The following is a 20,152-nucleotide window of genomic DNA, read 5'->3' as shown; positions in this document are numbered from 1 at the left end:
GGTCTAGAAGGCTCCACCCGGACGTAGCATCACGGTATACGGCGCGATAATTCAAGCGGTGCGCATCCTTACGATGAGGATGCGCACCACTTTATTGTGTGCGGATAAAGGGCGGCAAAATAAAAACCCCGAAACTATAAGAGGTACTTGTATAAGTGCAAGGTATGCTCTAAGTTTTCTGAGATCTACGAGAAGGGTAAATATTTTAAAATATTAATTAATTTTAATAACACAAGGAAATACAGTTAATTGTTTGGGCTAGAAATGAGTATGCGTTAAAGGGTCTATTTATTGCTCTTAGCATAAAATGAGCCACAGGGAGGGGAAAATTCCTGAAAAATACCGTCAGTGTGTGAGAGAGTTGAAAACCAGTCAATAATCACCGGCAGAAAGGATAGGCGTATGATCGCCAAGAAGACTTCCGCTTTTGTATCTCTGGCTGTTGCGAGCATGGTGGCGCTGAGCGCCTGTGGCTCGGACAATTCTAACGGCTCCTCCTCAAGCTCTTCCGCAGGAAGCGGGGCGTCCGATTCCGCATCGGCAAACTCTTCAGCTTCCGCTTCCGGCGGCTCAGACTCCTCGAACGCTAGCGGTGGTTCCAGCGGCGATGCTTCGGCAAACTCCAGTGCCGGTTCTGACGCTAGCGGCGGTGCAGACTCAGAGAAGGGGTCTGGTAGCGGATCTAGCGACGGCACAGGATCGGATAATAAATCTGATTCTGGTTCCGATTCTGGCTCACAATCAGGCAGCGAGGGCGGCTCCGGTGGAGGCTCGGGTGCTGAAGGCGGTGGTGGCGCTCAGGGTGGCGCACAATCGGGCAGCGGTGACGGATCGGGCGGCGGAGCGAACGGTTCTGGCGCTGAGGGTGGCGGCGGTGCCCAGGGTGGCAACACTCCTAACTCTGGTGGCGGTGCTGCTGGCGCTGACGGTAGCGGCGCACAGGGTGGTGGCGCCAATGGCGCTCCCGGTTCTGAGGGATACGTTCTGGTCTCGGAAGACGGCTCTTGGACTGCTACTGAACCCGACGGCGATACAGTCACGGTATACTATGATGGCTCTTGGACTAGGACCGACGCTTCCGACGGTCACACCGATCTGGTGGGCATCGACGGCTCCTGGGTTAAGAACGAAGGCAATACGGTGACGGCTGTGCAGTACAACGGCGCCTACAACGTGATGGTTAACGGTCAGGCTACGTCCGAAAAACCCACCGACCTGCCGGATCTTCCCGTGGTTCCCAATACTCCGGGAGCGGCAACTCCTAAAACGCCTCTCAACCCGACCACTGCGGGCTAGTACCTGCGGGCAGCCGTGAGGCGGCTGTGTAATTTGGCGCGCATCCTTAGTGTTTGAGGATGCGCGCCTTATTTCTGCTAAAAATACGGAAGATATAAATATGATGGGGGAATTTAACCATTGGATATGCAATTAAACTACATAATTTTATGCACGCCATTTCGAAAATATTTATGGAAATGCAATGTATTTACGGCTCATAGCATAAAAACGTTCCGCACCTGGGATAAATCCCTGAAAAATACTTTAGGTGTGTGAGAGGGTGGGTTTTGAACCAACAATTACCGGCAGAAAGGATAGGCGTATGATCGCCAAGAAGACTTCTGTTTTTGTGTCCCTGGCTGTTGCTGGCGTGGTGGCGCTGAGCGCATGTGGCTCTGGCAGCTCCGGTGGTGACTCCTCCTCAAGCTCATCCTCAGCATCTACATCGTCAAGTTCATCAGCCTCGCAGGGATCCGTGACCACGGACAACGGCGGCACATCAGGCGACTCCGGTTCAGGCGGTGGCGCTGGCGGCGGCTCGGGCGCAGAAAATAATTCTGGCGGCGGCTCACAGATGGAGAACGGCGGCGGATCCGGCGGCACTGGTTCAGAGCCTTCAGCTGGCGGCAACATGCAGACCGGTGAGAGCGGTACCGGTGGCCACATGCAGACGAAGCCCGGCAGTGAAGGTGGAGCCCGTATGGATAACCCGCCGGAGGAACAACAGCAACAACAGCCCCAGCAAGGGCAGCAACAGCAGCAGCAGCCTCAGCAGGGACAACAGCAGCCTCAGCAACAGCAAAAGCAGTAACCTGAGGCATTCGCCCCTCTGCGGCGGTATGCTGCCACCGAAACAGGCGAGTTTCGGCGTATCTGTGCATATGGCGCGCATCCTTGAACGTGAGGATGCGCGCCATTGCGGCGTTCAAAACGTTAACCAGCCGAACATGTCACATCTTCGCCGTGAAATACCTGGTCAGCTGACAAACCGGTAGAATGTGGGATATTGACAGGTTGCGGGTACGCCCGCATATGACGACTACGAGCGAGGGGGCGGAACATGCACACACGCGCAAAGACGCGCCACCATGCCCGCCTTCTCGCCGTTAAAGACTGTGCCGAGCGGGAATCATCGCCGCGTGAGGTACAGCCAGCAACCGCTACTAGGCGAGGCGCCCGTGTGATGCGTGCCTGGCTTATCTCGGCATCTGCGGTTCTGCTGGGCTCGGCGGGGCATACTCTTGCTGGAGGCGGCGCCGCGCATCCGATGATTCTTGCGCTTTGCACCGCGTTAGGGGCGCTCGCCGCTCTGGGGCTTCTAGCGCTTCTCGAACGTATAACGCGCTCACGGCAGCGAGCCATCTACCTGGGCACCGCAGCAGGCGCCATCACGGTGCAAACCCTGCTCCACGGTGTTTTCAACCTATCCCACGGATCCGCTCAGGCGGCGCATCGTGTGGCGGCACTGCAAGGAAACCACGCGCATGGTCATGCACATGCGCCCGGAACACCCCTTGCCCTTGAACACGGGAATGGGCTCAGCCACGCCGTCGCCCAGCACGCTACCGGCACTATGATCGGGGTGCACGCTCTTGCAGCCCTGCTAAGCCTTATACTTTTGCACCGTGGTGAACGCGCCCTCGCGCAGGCGTTGTGGGCTTTACACTGTTATCTGAATACACGTTTGCAGTCCGCTCTGCGCGTTCCGGTGTTGGCACCGCTTCCTGTCTTTCCCCGTATATACGGACGTTTTGTCATATCCGTTTATCTTCGTCGGCTGATGCTGGCGTTCTCCCGCGTGGAGCGAGGACCGCCTGCAGTCTTGGGAAACCCCGCGTAACCCCAACCATCGCCCGTGCTACGAGTCTGCCCACCGGCTGGCTCGCGTGAGTGTATACACCTTCCTCGACTGAAACCGAGCGTGAAAGCGCATGCAGCATGGGCATTCGATGCAGATAAAGGATTTACATATATGCGCACCATGATGCGTACCCTGGCGGCGGTTTTGCTCGCCAGCCTGATGCTTTTCGGCGGTGCCGCAGCGCAGGCGCATGACGAACTGGTCTCTTCCGACCCCGCCGCGAACGCAACTTTGACGCAGGCACCTGCCGAGCTGAACCTGACCTACAGCGCGAACCTCATGAATATTGAGGGCGGAAACCGCGTGCGCGTGGTCGATTCGACCGGCGCATCCGTAGCTGAAGGCGAACCACAGGTGAAGGGAACGACCGTCACCCAGCCGCTCAAGATCAAGGATGCTAGCGCCGACGAGACCTATACCGTCACCTGGCGCGTAGTCTCCTCGGACGGGCACCCTATTCAGGGAACCTATACGTTCAGCGTTGGCGCAGGTAAAGCCGCAGCGCCCTCGCAGGATGCGGGCACCGGCGAATCTTCGCAGGCCGCAGCTGATACCCAGAACTCCACTAAGTCAGATTCCGGTTCCGGGGTGAATTGGTGGTTGATTGGCGGCGGTGTAGGTGCCTTCGTCGTGCTGGCCGTGGGGATTCTCGCCCTGCTCAAAAAACGTTCCGCATAATACCTTGTACGTTCGTGACGTTACCGGGCAGCTTCCGGACGTCACATCCATTGGCAGGCGCCGCATCGGGATCTTCCCGCAGATTGCGGCACGTGCGATTAAAAGTCGCAGAATAATCGAACGCCGCGAACTGTCGCATGTGCCTGCCGAAGAATTATTCGCACACACAGGCGGGTTTTACCGCCAGAAAAGAGTAAAAGATCATGAAGAAATTTCAGGCTCACCACAAGCTGATGGCTTTGAGCTCCGTAGCTCTCGCCGGGATTCTTACCCTGAACGCTTGTGGCTCTACCAACACGAACTCTGATTCGAGCGCATCCGCAACGAGCTCTTCCAGCGCAGCGGCAAGCGGTTCGGCACAGTCGTCTTCAGGCCCGATCAAGATTGAGAATACTTGGGCTAAGGCAACCGACGGTGGTATGACCGGCGTTTTCGGCAAGATTACCAATACCAGCGATCACGATGTGAAGGTCGTCTCAGCAACCTCGACTGCGACCGATGAAGTGCAGCTGCACACCACGGTTAAGGATACCAACGGAAGCACCAAGATGCAGCAGGTGCAGGAATTTACGGTGAAAGCGGGGGAGACCCTGGAACTGAAGCCCGGAGGCAACCACATTATGCTGATGGGTCTGAACTGCTCGCTCTCGGCGGGTGCCAGCACCACGGTAACCCTCAAGACTGAGGACGGCGCAACCCTGGAGTTCAAGCCTGAGGCACGCGACTACTCTGGCGCTAAGGAAGAATATCAGGGCGATGCACAGTCCACCGGCTCGGCTTCTGCGGATGCATCTGCATCAGCTTCGGGTGACTCCCATGACGGACACGAGCACAGCCACGAGCATGGTCACGGGGATGGCGAGCACTCTGATCATGAGCATAGTCATGGGGATGGTGAACACTCCGATCACGAGCATGGCACACACGAACACGGTGAGCACAGCGACCACGACCATATGAGTGGCGAAGCTTCGGGGAGTGCATCCGCAAAACCGCAGTGTAAGTAGCCGCAGCGCTCGGCAACGGGTGTTCTGAACACATCAACCGAGCCTATGCAGGATGCGCGGCGCACGAAACCGCAACATTTGGGGGACTGGGCACCGCGCATCCTGCCCCACTCAACTGAGGCGCCGATAGCGCGCATGAGAGATAGCCGCAGGCATAGAGGAATGAAAGATTATGACGACGGAGAATGACAAGATGGGTACCCCGCAGCCTCCGCATGAGCCTTCTTCGACGGAGGCCAACGAGCCGCAGGAGGGTACCGCCGGGATGTCTGAAGGATCGGCAGTTGCGGACTCTGAACGGCATCAAGACACCCGGTCTGCGGAATCTCCAGGGGTGCGTCGCCGTACAGCACTCGCCGGTGCTTTCCTGGGGGTGGGGACCGGTGTGGCCGTTGGCGCCGGGGCACGCGGTCTGATAGCGTCGGGGCATGAAACGGGTGCGCACGAGCCTGTACCCGCGCAGCAGGCGCTGACCACTCAAACCGTGAATTTTTATGGCGATAAGCAAGCCGGAATTATGACCCCGGCACAGGCTCATGCGCGTTTTATTGCTCTTGATCTGAACGAAGGGCTGGAAGCCCCCGGGGTGCAGCGTCTGTTGAGGATTTTGACCTCCGATGCGGCCGCCCTGACTATGGGGGTGACTCCGCTGACGGATCAGGAACCTGAGCTTGTGCAGGCTCCCGCACATTTGACTATCACATTCGGGTTTGGCGAAAAGATTTTTGATATTGTGGCACCCGCCAAAAAACCGGCGTGGCTTAAACCTCTCCCAGCGTTCCCGAAGATCGACCAACTGCAGCAGAAGTGGAACGGCGGTGATCTGCTCCTGCAGATTTGCGGGGATAATCTGCTGACGGTCTCGCATGCCCAGCGGATGCTCACCAAAGACACCCGCTCCTTCGGGCGTATCCGCTGGGTGCAAGAGGGCTTTCTGAGCGCCTTCGGTACCGGTCAGGGCACTCCGCGTAATCTCTTCGGACAGGTAGACGGCACCGTAAACCCGGTCGAAGACCCTCACGAGACACCCGGGCGCGGCGGCGGGTCGGCACACGAGATCGTGTGGGGTGAGGGGAGCGCTGAGCAAAACTTCCCCCAGGCCTGGGAACCGGGCGGTACCTCCGTGGTGATTAGGCGCATCCATATGAATCTGGATACCTGGGATGAGGTCGATACCCCTGCTCGCGAAGACGCTATTGGGCGTAAGCTCTCTAATGGTGCGCCCTTGACTGGCAATGATGAATTTGATGACCCCGACTTTGATAAGCTCGATAACCTGGGCTTTGAGGTCATCGCCCCGTATGCGCATATTCGCCGGGCGCACGGCACCGAACTTGAGAAGAAGCCGTGGGAGCGCATCCTGCGGCGCGGCTATAACTATGACGAGCCGGTCTTTAACGCCTCCGGGTTCTCAGAACACGGGCAGATCAGCGGCGGCATTTCGGATGCGGGGCTGATTTTCGTGGCCTACCAGGCAGACCCGGTGGCGCAGTTTGTGCCTATCCAGAAACGGCTTGAACAACTGGATATGCTTAACACATGGACGGTTCCGGTGGGATCAGCCGTGTTCGCAATTCCTGCCGGGGTACGTGAGGAAGGCGGGTATATCGGCGAAAGCCTCTTCGCCTAGCCGCCCAAGATTTACGCGCATACCTAACACGCACCATCGCACACACCACAGATGAAAAAGAACTATGGCTACTACGTCTTCACAACCGCAGAAAACCGAGACTGACCCTCAGCGCGCCGCCGTGCGCCCCGGGCTGTCCGCGCCCTGGATTACCGCCTATGTTGGGGTCGGTCTGCTGACTCTGCTGGTCTCGTTAAGGCTAACCCTAGCGAACTCGGCGACCGAGCTTGCCGATGCTGGCAGTTTTGTCCGCTGGGCGCTGCCTATTTCCGAGGTTATTCATAATTTCTCGATGGCGACGACCATGGGTGCGCTGATCTTCGCGATGGGCATTATTCCCCGCTATGCAGCCGATGCCGCCGGAACACGCCGTGGCAAGCGCACCACGAAAAACGCCGTCGATAAAGAGTACAAACCATTTGCCGATGTGCTGAACCTTGCCGCCGCCTCCGCCGTGCTGTGGACTCTCGCAGCGCTTGCCGTTCTGATTCTTTCCTATGCCGATATTTCGGGGCGACCCATTGGCTCTGGCACCGATTACGCTAGTGAGCTCATCAGTTATATCACCACCTTAGATGCGGGCAAAGAAAAAGGTATGACCGTCGTGGTCGCCGTCGTGGTCGCCACCGCCTGTTTCGGGGTGCGCTCGCTTATGGGACTGTTTTTCATCTTCATGATCTCGCTCGTCGGTATCGCGGATATGGCGCTTTCGGGGCATTCCTCGGGCGGGCAGGACCATATGGGCGCCGTCAACTCCCTGGGACTGCACCTGCTGGGGGTGAGCATCTGGTGCGGTGGGCTGATCGCGTTGGCGTTTATCTCGCGCGGTATTTCGGGTAAGGATGCGGGCACCGGCACCATCGTCGAGGCACACCGTGGCGAACAAACGGCGGCGTCTCGTCGCGTGCCGATGGCCCAGGCGGTACTGCGCCGCTACTCGCTGCTTGCCCTCATCGGGTTCATTCTCGTGCTGCTCTCGGGTATTACGAACGCCGGGGTGCGCATGTCGTCGTGGCGGGATTTAGGTACCGACTACGGCAAGATTGTGCTGCTCAAACTGGGGTTAACGCTTCTGCTCGGGGTAATCGGGGCAGCGCATCGGCTTTATCTGATTCCCGCGCTCTCTGCCGGTAAGATGAGCGGCACCCGTGCCCTGTGGAGCGCCATCTCTGCTGAGCTCGTGATCATGGGGGCGGCCTCCGGACTAGGGGCTTCGCTCTCACGTACACCGCCACCGGTTCCGGAAACTCTCGCGCCGGATGCCACGCCGGTGCGCATTATCACCTGGTACGATATGCCGCCCGAACCGCATTTTCAGCGCTGGTTCACCGAGTGGCGCTGGGACTGGTTCTGGGTTGCCGTGCTCGGGTATTTGGCGATTGTATATCTGTGGGCGTTCGTGAAAGTACGTCGTGCGGGTGACTCTTGGCCCGTGATGCGCGCTGTCTCCTGGATGTTAGGGCTGCTCGTGCTGAACTACATCACCTCCGGTCCACCCGCCGTATATTCGCGTGTGCTGTTTTCGGTGCATATGTTTGAGCATATGGTGCTCACGATGGTCGTGCCGATTCTGCTCGTATTAGGCGCACCCGTAACGCTGCTACTTAAGGCGCTGGAACCCCGCCAAGACGGTACGCGAGGACCGCGCGAGTGGATTGTGCGCATCGTGCATTCGGGGTGGTCGAAAGTTGTTACACACCCTATTTTTGCCGCTGTCAACTTTGCAGGGTCGATTATTATCGTTTATTTCACGCCGCTTTTCGGGGTGATGCTGCGGTACCATATCGGGCACGAATTCATGATGATTCACTTTACGCTCACGGGCTATGCCTTCATGCTGGTGCTTATTGGTATTGACCCGATTCCACACCGCCCTCAGTACCCTATGCGTCTGATTATGCTGATCGCCACCCTGGGGTACCACGCCTTCGTAGGTATTTCGATCATGAACTCCAAGGCGCTCTTGGAAGCTTCTTGGTTCGGCAATCTGGGGCGCACCTGGGGTCTGTCGGCGTTGGATGATCAAAAGATGGGCGGCGCGCTCATGTGGGGTATCGGCGAAATCCCGACCATGATCGTGGCGATCGCGGTGGGTTTCCAATGGTCTATGGCAGATAAGAAACTTGCCGCACGCATTGACCGGCAGGCCGACCGCGACGGGGATGCCGAGCTGACCGCCTACAACGAGATGTTTGAGCGCCTGCATGAAGAGGACGCGCGCCACGGCTCCTAAACGGCTCTCATTCATTTGCTCTTCCAAGCCCCTCGCGAACGCGGTCAAGCTACCTTCGTAGTTAAGCTTTGTCACCGTGGCCGCGTGTGGTGTACCCGCAGCAAAGCTTTTGAACCCGGCCGTTGCCGAACATACTCATGGTGTAAAAAAGGGCGTAGGGGATCCCCAGAGGGACACCCCTACGCCACATAAGACAGGGTATCGGCAGATGAAGCCGTTCGTTATGACTTGAGCGAGTATTCGATGCCGTCGAGCAGAATGGTCATTTTATGCCGCAGCCACTCTAAGGGATCCGAGGTCACCGAATCCCGCAGAATAGTCCGGATCTCTTGACGCTCGGCGGAAGCACCTGGGTCTTGGAAAGACTGCAGGTCGGTTGAATTGCGCTGCATCTGATGCTGAATTTCTTCACGTCCAGCGCCGGTTTCAGCAATAAACGCATCGCTGTGTTCAACGCTTCGTCTGCTGTCGATAACCATATCCAGCAGCATATCGCAGGTGAGAACGGCCTTCTTTGCCGAAAAACCTTGTTTGATGAGAATTACACAAAGCTCTTCGAAAAAGTATGTAGCAATGGGGGGAACGATGCCGCGTGCCACTTCGGTTGCCGCGCCCGGGTATTTCTCAAGGCTGTGCCAGGTATTGAGGGCGTGTGCAGTCAGAACCTCACGCCAGGGACCTTCAAAGGAAGGAACCTCAATACCGGAATAGGCATATTCGAGCCCCATACGTACCAGTTCGTCGCGGTCCGGTGCGTAGCGATATAGGGTGGTTTCCCCTACCCCTAGACGGTCACGAACGGCGGCAAACGTGAGATTGGCAAAGCCTACGTCTAAAACGGTTTTGGCAATCTGCTCACGGGTTAGGCTTGGGGGACGTCCACGGCGGGCTTTGGGTTGGGTCATGGTTGGTTTCCTTGCACGGTGATTGCATATTCATATCTGATAATAGGTCTTTACGAGGCGGAATAAAAATAGCAGTTTGCCCGGGTATCTCAGGGTGAGACAAGAATGAAAATTCTTGTCACCTGATCAAAAAGTCGCAGATGCACTCGTCTCGCAGCGTCGCGAGAGCAAGGTTTGCGGGTCCTTCCCCCGAAAAACCGCCTCAAAAACGGTGTGTAGCACTCGGCGCTGGTTAATAAGTCAAGGGTTGCCTTATTTATTAGTATGGGTTAGCTTAAGATTACGGGCATTGTGTGGTCCGACCATAACTGTGAATGAACACACACCATACTTTTGCGTTATATCGCGGTATATGACGCTTTGAACCTCGTATAGCAATGAAGCGGCAACCCCGCAGAAAGAAGGCGCCCCATGGTACAACGTCAGTTCCCCAAGCCCAGCGAACTCAAAGAATTTATGACGTTCAAGAAGCCCAGCCTGGACTTCGCCGGGAACCGCCTCGAAAAAGCCCTCACCATTTATGATCTGCGCAAGATCGCCAAACGCCGCACCCCAGCTGCCGCTTTTGACTATACCGATGGCGCTGCCGAAGGTGAGTTCTCCATGAATCGTGCACGCCAGGCCTTCGAGGATATTGAGTTTCACCCCGGCGTGCTCACTGATGTTTCGACCGTAGACACCACCACCGAGGTCTTAGGCGGTACATCCGCCATGCCTTTCGGTATCGCTCCCACCGGCTTCACCCGCCTCATGCAGACCGAAGGTGAGATCGCTGGCGCCGGTGCAGCAGGTGCCGCGGGCATCCCCTTCACCCTGTCTACTCTAGGCACCACCAGCATTGAGGATGTGCGCGCCGCAGACCCCAATGGTCGCCTCTGGTTCCAGCTGTATGTGATGCGCGAGCGCGAAATCTCCTACGGACTGGTAGAGCGTGCCGCCAAAGCAGGATTTGATACGCTCTTCTTCACCGTGGATACACCTGTTGCTGGCGCTCGTCTGCGCGATAAGCGCAATGGTTTCTCTATTCCTCCGCATCTGACGATGAAGACCCTGCTGAACGCGATTCCGCGCCCCTGGTGGTGGTTTGACTTCCTGACCACGCCCAAGCTGGAATTCGCCTCGCTCTCCTCGACCGGCGGCACCGTGGGCGAGCTTCTGGATAACGCGATGGACCCCTCCATCAACTATGAAGACCTGAAGATTATCCGTGAAATGTGGCCCGGCAAGATCGTGATTAAGGGCGTGCAGAACCTCGAAGATTCTAAGAAACTCGCCGATCTGGGTGTGGACGGCATTCTGCTCTCTAACCACGGCGGTCGTCAGCTGGACCGTGCGCCCGTACCTTTCCACCTGCTCCCGGAGGTTGTGCGCGAGGTCGGTAACGACGTTGAGGTGATGGTCGATACCGGCATTATGAACGGTGCCGATATTGTCGCCTCTATGGCGCTGGGCGCGAAGTTCACCCTGATCGGGCGCGCCTACCTGTACGGGCTTATGGCCGGTGGCCGCCGCGGCGTGGACCGGACCATTGAGATTCTTTCCGACGAGGTGCGCCGCACCATGAAGCTGCTTCAGGTGCACAACATTGCCGAACTTGAGCCCAAGCACGTGACCCAGCTGCGCCGCCTGCAGCCGATCCCGAAGGCGTAAGTTCTAAACCTGATAACCTCCCTTTCGCTAGGGGATGATAAAAGGCTCTTGAGGTGAATACGGCGGAGTTTCTAACACTTCGTTCACCTCAAGGGCTTTTTAGTATGCGCATGGGGTAAAACCTAGGGTGATGTCTTCGCTTCTATGACAGAATATGACGGCGTATTGCGGGACGAGTTCATAAACTTTTACCGCCCGGTGAACATGCCCGCACCGCTGGCATAATAGGGTGAAACGAGCGCACCCTGTTACTAAGCGGGGTCTGGGCGCGAAACCATAGGGGAGAGAATCGTGATCGAAACCAGCAACCAGCATACCGGGCAGAAAACCGTGCGCGTGCGCGCCAGCGAACTGATCGGACGATCCTGGCTCAACACCGGCGAGAAGAGCCTAGACCTGCAGACTCTTCGCGGCAAAATCGTGATCCTCGACTTCTGGACCCTGTGCTGCATTAACTGCCTGCACGTACTCGACGAGCTGCGCCCCCTCGAAGAAGAATTCTCGGATGTGCTCGTCACCGTGGGCGTGCACAGCCCCAAATTCGAGCATGAGGCAGACCCGGTAGCGCTCGCCGCAGCCGTAGACCGCTACGACATCAAACACCCCGTACTCGACGACCCCGAACTCACCACCTGGCAGGCCTACACCGCCCGCGCCTGGCCCACGCTCGTGGTCATCGACCCCGAAGGTTATATTGTGGCGCATCTATCCGGGGAGGGACACGTGCAGGGGCTTACCTCACTCGTGCGTGAGCTCGTTGCCGAACACGAGAAAAAAGGTACCCTGCACCGTGGCGACGGCCCCTATGTACCCCGACCCAAAACCGAGGGAACATTCGCTTTCCCGGGGAAGGCTATTGAACTCCCCACAGAGTTCGGGCCCAAAAACCTGTTCGGCACCGGCTCACGCACCTACCTGGTGTCCGATACCGCTAGGCACCGCATCCTGCAGGTCGCCGAAGACCTCAACACGGTGCTGGCAACCTACGGCGGGGGAGAGGGTGGCGATAAAGGCTACGCCGACGGAATCGGAACCACCGCACGCTTTAACGAACCGCAAGGGCTTGCCCTGGTACCCGCCGAACTCCGCGAAAAACTTGGGTACGATGTGCTGATTACTGACACTGTGAATCACCGGCTGCGCTCGCTGAACCTGCGCACGGGCGAGGTTCGTACCCTTGCGGGCAACGGCGTGCAGCGCGTTATTGATGGAGATAATGCCGTCACGGGCAACGCAAACCATATCCCCGCAGATGCGCCCGCCACCGCTGTAGCCCTCTCATCCCCGTGGGATGCGGTCTACTCGCGTGAAGCCGGGCAGTTCGTGATCGCGATGGCTGGCACCCACCAGCTCTTCGGCTACGACCCCGTTTCTGAAACCATCAGCATTTTTGCGGGCGCCGGGGTTGAAGGGCTGCAGGACGGTACCGCCGAGGATGCATGGTTTGCCCAACCCTCCGGCATTATCGAGGCGCGTGACGGCAGTCTGTGGGTAGCCTGCTCGGAAACCAGCGGGCTGCGCCACGTAACCTTTACGCGGGATGAGCACGGGCACCAGAGCGTACAGGTGACTTCTGCCGTAGGGCTGGGTCTGTTCGATTTCGGGTTCGTGGACGGCGACTCGCAGACCTCTCGTATGCAGCATCCGCTGGGACTTGCAGAGCTTCCCGACGGTTCTATCGCAGTGGCAGACACCTATAACGGTGCGATTCGCCGCTGGGATCCTGCCGCGAAGGAACTGAGCACCTTGCAGCGCGGACTCGCCGAACCTGCCGACCTCCTGGTGGAGCATAGTCCGGGCGAGGACCCCCGCCTGATAATCGTGGAAACCAATGCGCACCAGTTAGTGCGTGCCGCAATTCCGGCGCAGGCGCAAAAAGTGGACGAAGGCGCGATCACAACCGCCCGACCCGCCACGAAACTCACCGGCGGAACCCTTAAATTCACCTCGCGGTTTACCGTGCCGACCGGGCAGAAACTCGATACCCGCTGGGGAGACCCGACCCAGCTGAAAATCTCATCCACCCCCGAAAACTTCCTGCTGGACGGTGCCGGTACCTCCCAAGGGCTCAGCCGTACCCTCGTGCTCAACCCCGAAATTCAGGAGGCGGTGCTGCACATTACCGCCCGCGCCGCCGCCTGCGACGGCACCCCCGACGGCGATATTCCCGAGCACGCCGCATGCCACCTATACCAGCAGGACTGGGGTATTCCGGTCATCGTCACCGGTGATGCAGCGGATGAGAGCGAACTCGTGCTGGATTTGCGAGGGATTAACTAAGCTAGGGTAAGAGCTTTCAGAAGCTCACGTGCACCGCCGTGCCGTTGCTGACGTTCACTGTCGGTTTGATGGTAAACGGAACTTCCTTCTCAAAGGGCTGCCGCTCGCCCGTGTACAGGTCAAGCTGCGTGAAGGAGACCTTGACCTTGCCCTGCGCCTGGTCAGCGCTCCATTCGCCATTCGCGGTGACCGTCACGTGTGGATGCGGATATTCCGTGACCGACCAGGTCACCTCGCCATCCACGCGCCCGGGGAAAGTGTACTCGAAGGGGCAGCCGCTCGGGTAGAGAGTCTTTTGCTCGGTGCAGGAATTTACGTAATCCTCCACCTGATGCTGCACGGATTCTCGGGCCTGATCGCTCGCCTTCAAATCGAGCGTGACCTGCGAATTTGCGTCCGCTGAGAGTACCTTTTGCGAGTACGGCTGTGCGGTATACACCGTCGAATCATAAGAAATGGAATAGTTTCCGGGGTAGAGTACCGGGAACGTTGCCTCACCGTCATCAACCGCAACCTTGCGGGTGTTCACGGTCGCCGCCTGCACGCCCTTAATCGAAACCTTCAGCTCGGGCAACTCGCCGGGTTCAATCTCCCACCGCGGAAAAAGACCCCAGTGATCGCCCACATGACGCAGTCTGAAATCGGTGTGTTCCTGTGCGCCGTCCAAGGTGTAGGAGGCTCGCACCGTCGCATGCTCGCCGTCACCGCTGCTTTCCACTACCTCATAGGTAATATTAGACAGCCCCGAAACCGACTTCTTCAGAACCTCACCATCGAGAAGAGAACCGTCGCCCTCAGGTACCCGCGCCCCCAAAATACCGAGCGCATGCGAACCATTACCGTCCTGCAGCGCTCTAAAATACTCCTGAACTTGACCCGTGGGGGTGTACACCAGCCGATTCAGAGCAAAGAGCGCGCCAAAAGCAAGGGTTACCGACACGAAAACGCCGATAACCCAGGTAGCTAGAACCCGTTCCACGGGAGAAAATTTGTGCATGATTACAGCGTACCGCACCGCGCGGGCGCACCTGACACCGGGCAGATTTATGTACCCGCACGAACCCTCAGGTTTGACACTGCGGGGCGAAAATCTTAGCGTCGGGCAGGTGCGACCGCTAAAGTGGTGTGTATGGCAGAACGCGCACACGAAATTCCCGCCAAATATGGCGATGTTCTAGAACTCTTCCACCCCCGCATGCGATCCTACGGCAGGCGCATCGAGGCGGCGCTCCCGGGAACCATCCCCCTCGTCGCCGCGATCGCATTCTTAGCGTATAAACGCCCCGCCCTGCCGTACCTGGTGCTGGTGCTTATCATCTGTTTTTTCGCGGGTCTAAGCCTGTATTCGGTGCTTAAACCCACGATCGTGGCAATCACCAAAACCCATGTACTCCGCGCCCGAATCTTCGGCTGGCATGCGGTGGAACGTAAAGATATGGACCACACGATCTTCGTGGAAAAGCTCTACGGCAAGAAAGCACACGGGCAAGACCTCAGCAACGTTGTAGCCAAGCTCAAGTACCGCAGCTTCCCGAGCATGTGGGCGCTGGATAAGCAGGGAAAGTCTCTTCTTCGCCTCGACGGTCGCGTGTGGGATGCCAAGACTATGTCTACGGTGGCCTCGAAACTTTCCGACCAGACCACGGTCTATAAAAAAGCGAACGTTCTCGATATTGACCGGCTGCATCACGGTCTGATTACCTTCACCGAACTGCACCCTGGCTGGAAATCCGCCACTATGGCGATTCTCGCAGTACTTATCGTGGCTATATTGGGCGGCGCCGCAATCCTGCCCGAAGACATGGCACGTTCAATCCACCTGATCCCCTAGAGGCTACGATTCCCGCGTTCTGCACGGGGCGGAAAGAGAAAAAATGCGGTGGTGCGCATCCTACACAAAACCAGGATGCGCACCACCGCTTTTATCAGCCATAAAGCGTGCCGCCTGAGCGCCGCCTACCGCGAAAGAACCGCCACAATAAACTCGGACCCCTCAGCAAACGGACGCAAATCCCAGGAACTAAACGTCGAATCAACATTCAGACCGACCTCGCGCGCATCCTCAAGAAACTGAGCAAACGCATAGTCACGACCGGGACCGGAACCATACCCAATCACGGCGCGCCCACCCGGAGCCAGCACCTTCCGGAAATTCTCCAACACCGGCTTACGGGTTGAACGCGCAAGAAAACCCATCACATTCCCGGCACATACGATCAGCTCAAAACCATCCTCACCGGCATCAGACTCGAATCCGAGAGCCTGCGGCAAATCCACCAAATCAGCCGTAACCCAGGTGGCCTCCGGGCATACGCGGCGCGCCTCATCAATAAGCTCAGGGTCAATATCAACGCCGGTCACCCGATGCCCCAGCGCATGCAGCTGCTTACCCACACGGCCCGGGCCGGAACCAGCATCCAGAATCTTTGCCCCGCGCGAGGCCAAAGCATTTACCAGGCGAGACTCACCCGCCATATCCTTACCCTCAGCCTCCATAGCCTTAAAACGGTCGATATACCATTGCGAATGTGCCGGATCGTTCTCTTTCTTGATGAGCCAGAGCGACTTTTCGCGCTCGCCGGGGGCGTTAAAACTCAATGCTGACACCGTATTCTCCTCGGTGGTAGATGAATAGATAGCGTGTGTGCAAACGTAGGGGTATCGTACCGCATACGGGTAAGAACGCGCCTCCTAGGGCGTCTGCCCGACGGTATTCTGCTCGCTGTGTTCATCCGAGTTTTCGGCGCCGGTGAATTCCTCAATCAACTGATCCATAACATCGGATACATCGGATGCGCCCCGCACCGGCCCGCCCGCCAACAGTCCGTCAGAGCCCAGTACTACCGCCAGTGGGGTGCCGCGGCCGAAAGCGTGCATTGCCGCAAATTTTGGATCTACCAGCGGGGTAATGCTCTCGGGTACAGACGCAGTCTTTGCGTTGCTCTCACTGCTGAAAACAGGATGCAGCTCAAGCTGCGGCAGTTTGTACGCCCAGCCCGCCAGCTTGTCGAAGATCGACAGGCAGGCGCCGCATGTGGGGGAGACGAAGAACAGCACCCGCGCCTTGAGCTCGGCGAGCTCGCGGATCGAAAAATTCTTGCCGTCGAGCGTATGCAGGGTTGCGTACGGAATGGGCATGCGCACGTATTCTTCGCCGTCGCCGCGATCCTCATAGACGGGAAGCAGAAGATGGTTATCATCGCTTTCGCCGAAATCTGGCTCAGCCAATGCCTCGCCGCGCTGTACCGCCCACATGGTGAGGGTAATCAGGGCGGCGCCGAGCACCCAGCCCCAATCGGCAGAGTTGAGGTTGTACAGCTCGTAGATAAGTGCTCGACCTGAGCCCAAAGACGCGGCAAAAACCGTAGCTGCGGCTACGGTCAACGCGATATTGCGGATGAGCGTATAGCGGCTCACGGGTGCGGCGGATTTTGAACCGAAACAATTGCACCCCGCGGTGCGGCCGGTGGCAAGTGCCCGCGCAATAACGATCAGGTAGAACAGCATGAGAACCAGGGAGATGCCCGATATTACGGTGAAGAGAGCACCCGGCGCTGCGAGCATCCCTAATGCCAGAAGCAGTTCGACCCAGGGGAGTGTGCGCGCGGTGAGCTTCAGCGGAGCAATTTTTTCGAGCCCCAGGTTGAGAATACCCGTGACGGTACTGGAAGGGTCCTTAGCCTTGGCGAACCCGCTCACCGCCAGAGTGATGGCGATCAGCGCCGTACAGAGAAGAAAAGATACATTCGGAAAAGCAGACATGATTCCTTGAAAGTTTGAGTGAGTTTGTGTCTACCACAGATTTTACGCCTGGTGAGGGTCTGCACGGCGGATATGGGGGCGCATCCGGCGGCATAAATTTATGGGGAGGGCAGCACGTTCTTCGTGTTCGGAGTCGGAATAATACCGGGGTAGAATAGCTCATGAAGGTGTTAGGTGACTGGCAGAGTCAGCGCCGGATGCCCAGGCTGTGCGCCGGGTTGCGCCTTCGTCACCGTGATAAAAAATAGGGAGTTAAGTGTATGCCTATCGCGTTGCCTGAGCCCGTGTCTTTAGCTGTTGAAGCACTCGACCTTGAGGTCGCTATTACCGCAGCAGAAACCCAGGATGCGACTGCAGAGTTACCGCATGAAGAACTTTTTGACGTAAGCACCGAAGATGGTGTGATCCAGATTGTTCAGCGGGAACGCTACTGGAAATCCAAGTTTGCCAAGCGCACCTCGTTTTTATCCTTTGGGGGACCGAAGATCGTTATCAGCCTTCCACACGATTCTTTTCTTGACGTTCTGCGGGTTCAGACAAACTCAACATGCCGCCTAGAAGGGGTGCGCACCACGCACGCAGATTTGGCGGCGACCACGGGCACCATTCGCTGTTTGAACGCATCGTTTACACATGCGAAGGTGACCGCGAAATCTTCGTCCGTGAAGATGGTAGACAGTACGGTTGCTGAGGATGCGACTCTCACGGTCACGGGCGGCTCGGTGACAACGACCGGGACTTTCACCGAGATGCCGGGGTACCGTATCGAGGATGTTTCGGGCAAGGTGCAGATTTTGGATCAGCCGTGCGAACCGGGCGACTCACACAATGCGAAGGGGCAGCCCAGCGTGTTTATCAACTGCATCGGCGGGTCCGTAACGCTGGCGTAGGCGCTGTACGCTTCTTTGCCGGGTCTCTTCCCGGTCGCATAAAAAGGCTCTTTATTCCACTAAAGCGGGTTTTCCGCCACGTTAGTGGAGTAAAGAGCCTTTTTAGCATCTACCCATAGTGGCATGATGCTCAGCGGTAGAACGTTAACCGACGTACTGGTTGATTTCGTTCTGGAGAGCCATGATGGTCTGGGAAGGACCGTCGAGGCGAGCATCTGGGGAGATCCCATAATGTTGTTGAAGAGTTCGAATAGTCTTACCATTCATCGTTGAAGTGGCTCCAGAGCCACGACGGAGCTTTAACCAGGTTTGCATTGCCAAAATAGTGGGTGACCCATGGTAATCTTCTACCCATTCCCATCCGCCCACAATTCCTGGACAACGAGCAGCTTCACGAGCGGGTTGTGAACTAATGACCCCATCAACGACAAGACCAGCACCCCTGACGGCATTCATAAACCGCTGCAGTCCTGCGCTGGTTTCTTCGCCCCACCAGCCGTCGGCGGAGATGGCGTTGGCGGAGGTTGCGGTGACCAGGGTGGAGCCGAAGGCGAGTACACCTGCGGCGGGAACACCTATGGCGCCTGCCTTGAGGAGCTTGCGGCGGGAAAGGTTAGTGCTTTCGAGGGACATAAAAATATCCTTTCATCGGTGATGCAGGTTATTCCTGCATTTTCACTGTAAAAGGATTCGTTGGCAAATATCAATCCTAAATTTATTCTTCTATAAAGTTAAATAAAAACTTTTTAAACTTTTTCTGGGTATATTCATGAGCGAAATATTATTATATACGAATAAAATTTTTAAGCATTTTAAATAATAGTGGAATATGTTTATTTAATGAATGATGTACGAAAAATAAAATATTGTGCCCCAGTGGTGTTATAGTCCTTGAACTCGTCTATTGCGGATGGATAGTCTAAAGAGACCGCATGAGAACGCAGGGAGAGATAACGATGAAAGCTAGTTTTATCACCGGAATTCGGAGCGTCGAAGCGCGCGAGATCGAAGATGCGCAGCCCCAACACCCCGATGAGACCCTCATTCGAGTTGCCTATGTGGGCATCTGCGGGACCGATCTTGAGCTGTACGACGGCACCTCAAACTATCTGCGGCGCGGTCTGACCGAGTATCCGCATCATTATGGACATGAGTGGGTGGGTGTGATCGAGACCCCGCCGCAGACCGCTCATGACAGTCGATTAAAAACCGGTGCCGTGGTCACTGGAAGCACCATGATTCCCTGCCTGATATGCAATTTCTGTCAGTGCGGGCGGCGTAACCTCTGCACGAACCTGCGTGAAGTTGGTCTTTATGAGCATGGTGGGGCGGCGGCGCAAAAGCTTGTGATGCCAGCGCACGTGCTGACCGTCATTGACGACGGTTCGAGCGCAGAGCCGCATCCCGAATATATTCTGATCGAGCCCCTCGTGACGGTTTTAGAAGGTCTAGCGAAAGCCACCCCAGAACCCGGCGATAGGGTACTCGTGCTGGGTGGTGGCACGATCGGCACCCTCGCGGCGCTGGTGCTGGGGCAGTACCCCATTGAGGTTGCGGTGGTTGATCCCTCGCAGCCCGTGCACCTTGCCGAACTTGGGATTCAAGCCTACAAGACCGTGGATGCGCTCCCTGCCGGAGACTGGGATGCTGTATGGGAGTGCTCCGGTTCCGCAGCGGCACTGCAAGCTACACCGTCCCTGCTGAGGAACGGGGGTACGGCGGTGCTGATTGGTTTCCCGCCTGCGCAGACCGATCTTGATGCCTCGGAGTTTGCCCTGCGGGGGCAGTACCTGGTGGGCGTCCGTCACGGCATCGACCACTATGCGGCTGCCGCGCAGTTCGTGCGGGAGCACCGGGATGAGCTGGGCACGCTCATCGATCGCAGCTACAGCCTCGACGATGCACAGGCCGCCTTCGAGCGCCTGGAAGCGGGGGAGCGGGAACGCCCCAAGGTGATGTTGAGTATCGATAAATAGTC

The 20,152-nt window shown here is 57.3% G+C and carries 19 protein-coding genes; 14 read left to right on the top strand and 5 right to left on the bottom strand.

What is annotated here, in order from left to right:
• The first annotated feature begins 402 nt into the window (after nucleotides 1–402).
• The 8 genes from HMPREF3164_RS07570 to HMPREF3164_RS07540 all read left to right on the top strand — a co-directional run bounded on the left by HMPREF3164_RS07570 (nucleotide 403) and on the right by HMPREF3164_RS07540 (nucleotide 8,687).
• Complete coding sequence (locus HMPREF3164_RS07570) at nucleotides 403–1,296, top strand: hypothetical protein (protein WP_070450130.1); 894 nt, start codon at nucleotides 403–405, stop codon at nucleotides 1,294–1,296.
• Between the two features lie 304 nt (nucleotides 1,297–1,600).
• Complete coding sequence (locus HMPREF3164_RS07565) at nucleotides 1,601–2,089, top strand: hypothetical protein (RefSeq protein WP_070450127.1); 489 nt, start codon at nucleotides 1,601–1,603, stop codon at nucleotides 2,087–2,089.
• A gap of 28 nt (nucleotides 2,090–2,117) precedes the next feature.
• On the top strand, nucleotides 2,118–2,273 hold the full coding sequence (locus HMPREF3164_RS11210; protein WP_004005976.1) for a hypothetical protein: 156 nt from the start codon (nucleotides 2,118–2,120) through the stop codon (nucleotides 2,271–2,273).
• 65 nt (nucleotides 2,274–2,338) lie between these two features.
• Nucleotides 2,339–3,118 (top strand): hypothetical protein, encoded by a 780-nt coding sequence (locus HMPREF3164_RS07560; RefSeq protein ID WP_070450125.1) that lies wholly within the window; start codon nucleotides 2,339–2,341, stop codon nucleotides 3,116–3,118.
• Between the two features lie 132 nt (nucleotides 3,119–3,250).
• Nucleotides 3,251–3,817, top strand: coding sequence for a copper resistance CopC family protein (locus HMPREF3164_RS07555; protein ID WP_070450122.1), 567 nt, complete (start codon nucleotides 3,251–3,253; stop codon nucleotides 3,815–3,817).
• Nucleotides 3,818–4,020: 203 nt separating this feature from the next.
• On the top strand, nucleotides 4,021–4,824 hold the full coding sequence (locus tag HMPREF3164_RS07550) for a copper chaperone PCu(A)C (protein WP_070450119.1): 804 nt from the start codon (nucleotides 4,021–4,023) through the stop codon (nucleotides 4,822–4,824).
• Nucleotides 4,825–4,996: 172 nt separating this feature from the next.
• Entirely contained in the window at nucleotides 4,997–6,454 is a 1,458-nt protein-coding gene (locus HMPREF3164_RS07545; protein ID WP_371440320.1) for a Dyp-type peroxidase, read from the top strand.
• A 64-nt stretch (nucleotides 6,455–6,518) separates the two neighbouring features.
• Complete coding sequence (locus HMPREF3164_RS07540) at nucleotides 6,519–8,687, top strand: bifunctional copper resistance protein CopD/cytochrome c oxidase assembly protein (protein WP_070450116.1); 2,169 nt, start codon at nucleotides 6,519–6,521, stop codon at nucleotides 8,685–8,687.
• Nucleotides 8,688–8,908: 221 nt separating this feature from the next.
• Here HMPREF3164_RS07540 and HMPREF3164_RS07535 read toward each other — a convergent pair whose 3' ends face one another.
• Nucleotides 8,909–9,592 (bottom strand): TetR/AcrR family transcriptional regulator, encoded by a 684-nt coding sequence (locus HMPREF3164_RS07535; protein WP_048778413.1) that lies wholly within the window; start codon nucleotides 9,590–9,592, stop codon nucleotides 8,909–8,911.
• A 411-nt stretch (nucleotides 9,593–10,003) separates the two neighbouring features.
• On the opposite strand from HMPREF3164_RS07535, the gene HMPREF3164_RS07530 reads away from it, so the two are divergent.
• Nucleotides 10,004–11,242, top strand: coding sequence for an alpha-hydroxy acid oxidase (locus tag HMPREF3164_RS07530; protein WP_070450113.1), 1,239 nt, complete (start codon nucleotides 10,004–10,006; stop codon nucleotides 11,240–11,242).
• 291 nt (nucleotides 11,243–11,533) lie between these two features.
• Complete coding sequence (locus HMPREF3164_RS07525) at nucleotides 11,534–13,522, top strand: NHL domain-containing thioredoxin family protein (protein ID WP_070450110.1); 1,989 nt, start codon at nucleotides 11,534–11,536, stop codon at nucleotides 13,520–13,522.
• A gap of 16 nt (nucleotides 13,523–13,538) precedes the next feature.
• On the opposite strand, the gene HMPREF3164_RS07520 is transcribed toward HMPREF3164_RS07525, so the two are convergent.
• Nucleotides 13,539–14,519 (bottom strand): zinc ribbon domain-containing protein, encoded by a 981-nt coding sequence (locus tag HMPREF3164_RS07520; RefSeq protein ID WP_070450165.1) that lies wholly within the window; start codon nucleotides 14,517–14,519, stop codon nucleotides 13,539–13,541.
• A 132-nt stretch (nucleotides 14,520–14,651) separates the two neighbouring features.
• Between HMPREF3164_RS07520 and HMPREF3164_RS07515 the strand changes: the two genes are divergently transcribed.
• Nucleotides 14,652–15,353 (top strand): hypothetical protein, encoded by a 702-nt coding sequence (locus HMPREF3164_RS07515; RefSeq protein WP_070450107.1) that lies wholly within the window; start codon nucleotides 14,652–14,654, stop codon nucleotides 15,351–15,353.
• A 125-nt stretch (nucleotides 15,354–15,478) separates the two neighbouring features.
• Here the strand turns inward: HMPREF3164_RS07515 and HMPREF3164_RS07510 are convergent, their stop codons facing one another.
• Nucleotides 15,479–16,129, bottom strand: a complete 651-nt coding sequence (locus HMPREF3164_RS07510; protein ID WP_013398507.1) for a class I SAM-dependent methyltransferase — start codon at nucleotides 16,127–16,129, stop codon at nucleotides 15,479–15,481.
• Between the two features lie 84 nt (nucleotides 16,130–16,213).
• Nucleotides 16,214–17,284, bottom strand: a complete 1,071-nt coding sequence (locus HMPREF3164_RS07505; RefSeq protein WP_070450104.1) for a TlpA family protein disulfide reductase — start codon at nucleotides 17,282–17,284, stop codon at nucleotides 16,214–16,216.
• 26 nt (nucleotides 17,285–17,310) lie between these two features.
• Here HMPREF3164_RS07505 and HMPREF3164_RS11515 point away from each other — a divergent pair, with 26 nt between their 5' ends.
• The gene (locus tag HMPREF3164_RS11515; protein ID WP_256387506.1) at nucleotides 17,311–17,442 is read left to right on the top strand and encodes a hypothetical protein; all 132 of its coding nucleotides are present in this window, start codon (nucleotides 17,311–17,313) and stop codon (nucleotides 17,440–17,442) included.
• 102 nt (nucleotides 17,443–17,544) lie between these two features.
• Nucleotides 17,545–18,174 carry a DUF4097 family beta strand repeat-containing protein gene (locus HMPREF3164_RS07500; protein ID WP_004005989.1) on the top strand — a complete coding sequence of 210 codons (630 nt, stop codon included), beginning with the start codon at nucleotides 17,545–17,547 and terminating at the stop codon, nucleotides 18,172–18,174.
• 144 nt (nucleotides 18,175–18,318) lie between these two features.
• Here HMPREF3164_RS07500 and HMPREF3164_RS07495 read toward each other — a convergent pair whose 3' ends face one another.
• Nucleotides 18,319–18,807, bottom strand: a complete 489-nt coding sequence (locus HMPREF3164_RS07495; protein ID WP_004005990.1) for a hypothetical protein — start codon at nucleotides 18,805–18,807, stop codon at nucleotides 18,319–18,321.
• A gap of 323 nt (nucleotides 18,808–19,130) precedes the next feature.
• Between HMPREF3164_RS07495 and HMPREF3164_RS07490 the strand changes: the two genes are divergently transcribed.
• On the top strand, nucleotides 19,131–20,150 hold the full coding sequence (locus tag HMPREF3164_RS07490) for a zinc-dependent alcohol dehydrogenase (RefSeq protein ID WP_070450101.1): 1,020 nt from the start codon (nucleotides 19,131–19,133) through the stop codon (nucleotides 20,148–20,150).
• Nucleotides 20,151–20,152 lie beyond the last annotated feature (2 nt).

This window comes from Rothia sp. HMSC08A08, assembly GCF_001808385.1.
Taxonomy (GTDB): domain Bacteria; phylum Actinomycetota; class Actinomycetes; order Actinomycetales; family Micrococcaceae; genus Rothia; species Rothia dentocariosa.
The sequence above is the reverse complement of the archived record's forward strand: the minus strand, read 5'-3'. Positions and strand labels throughout refer to the sequence as shown.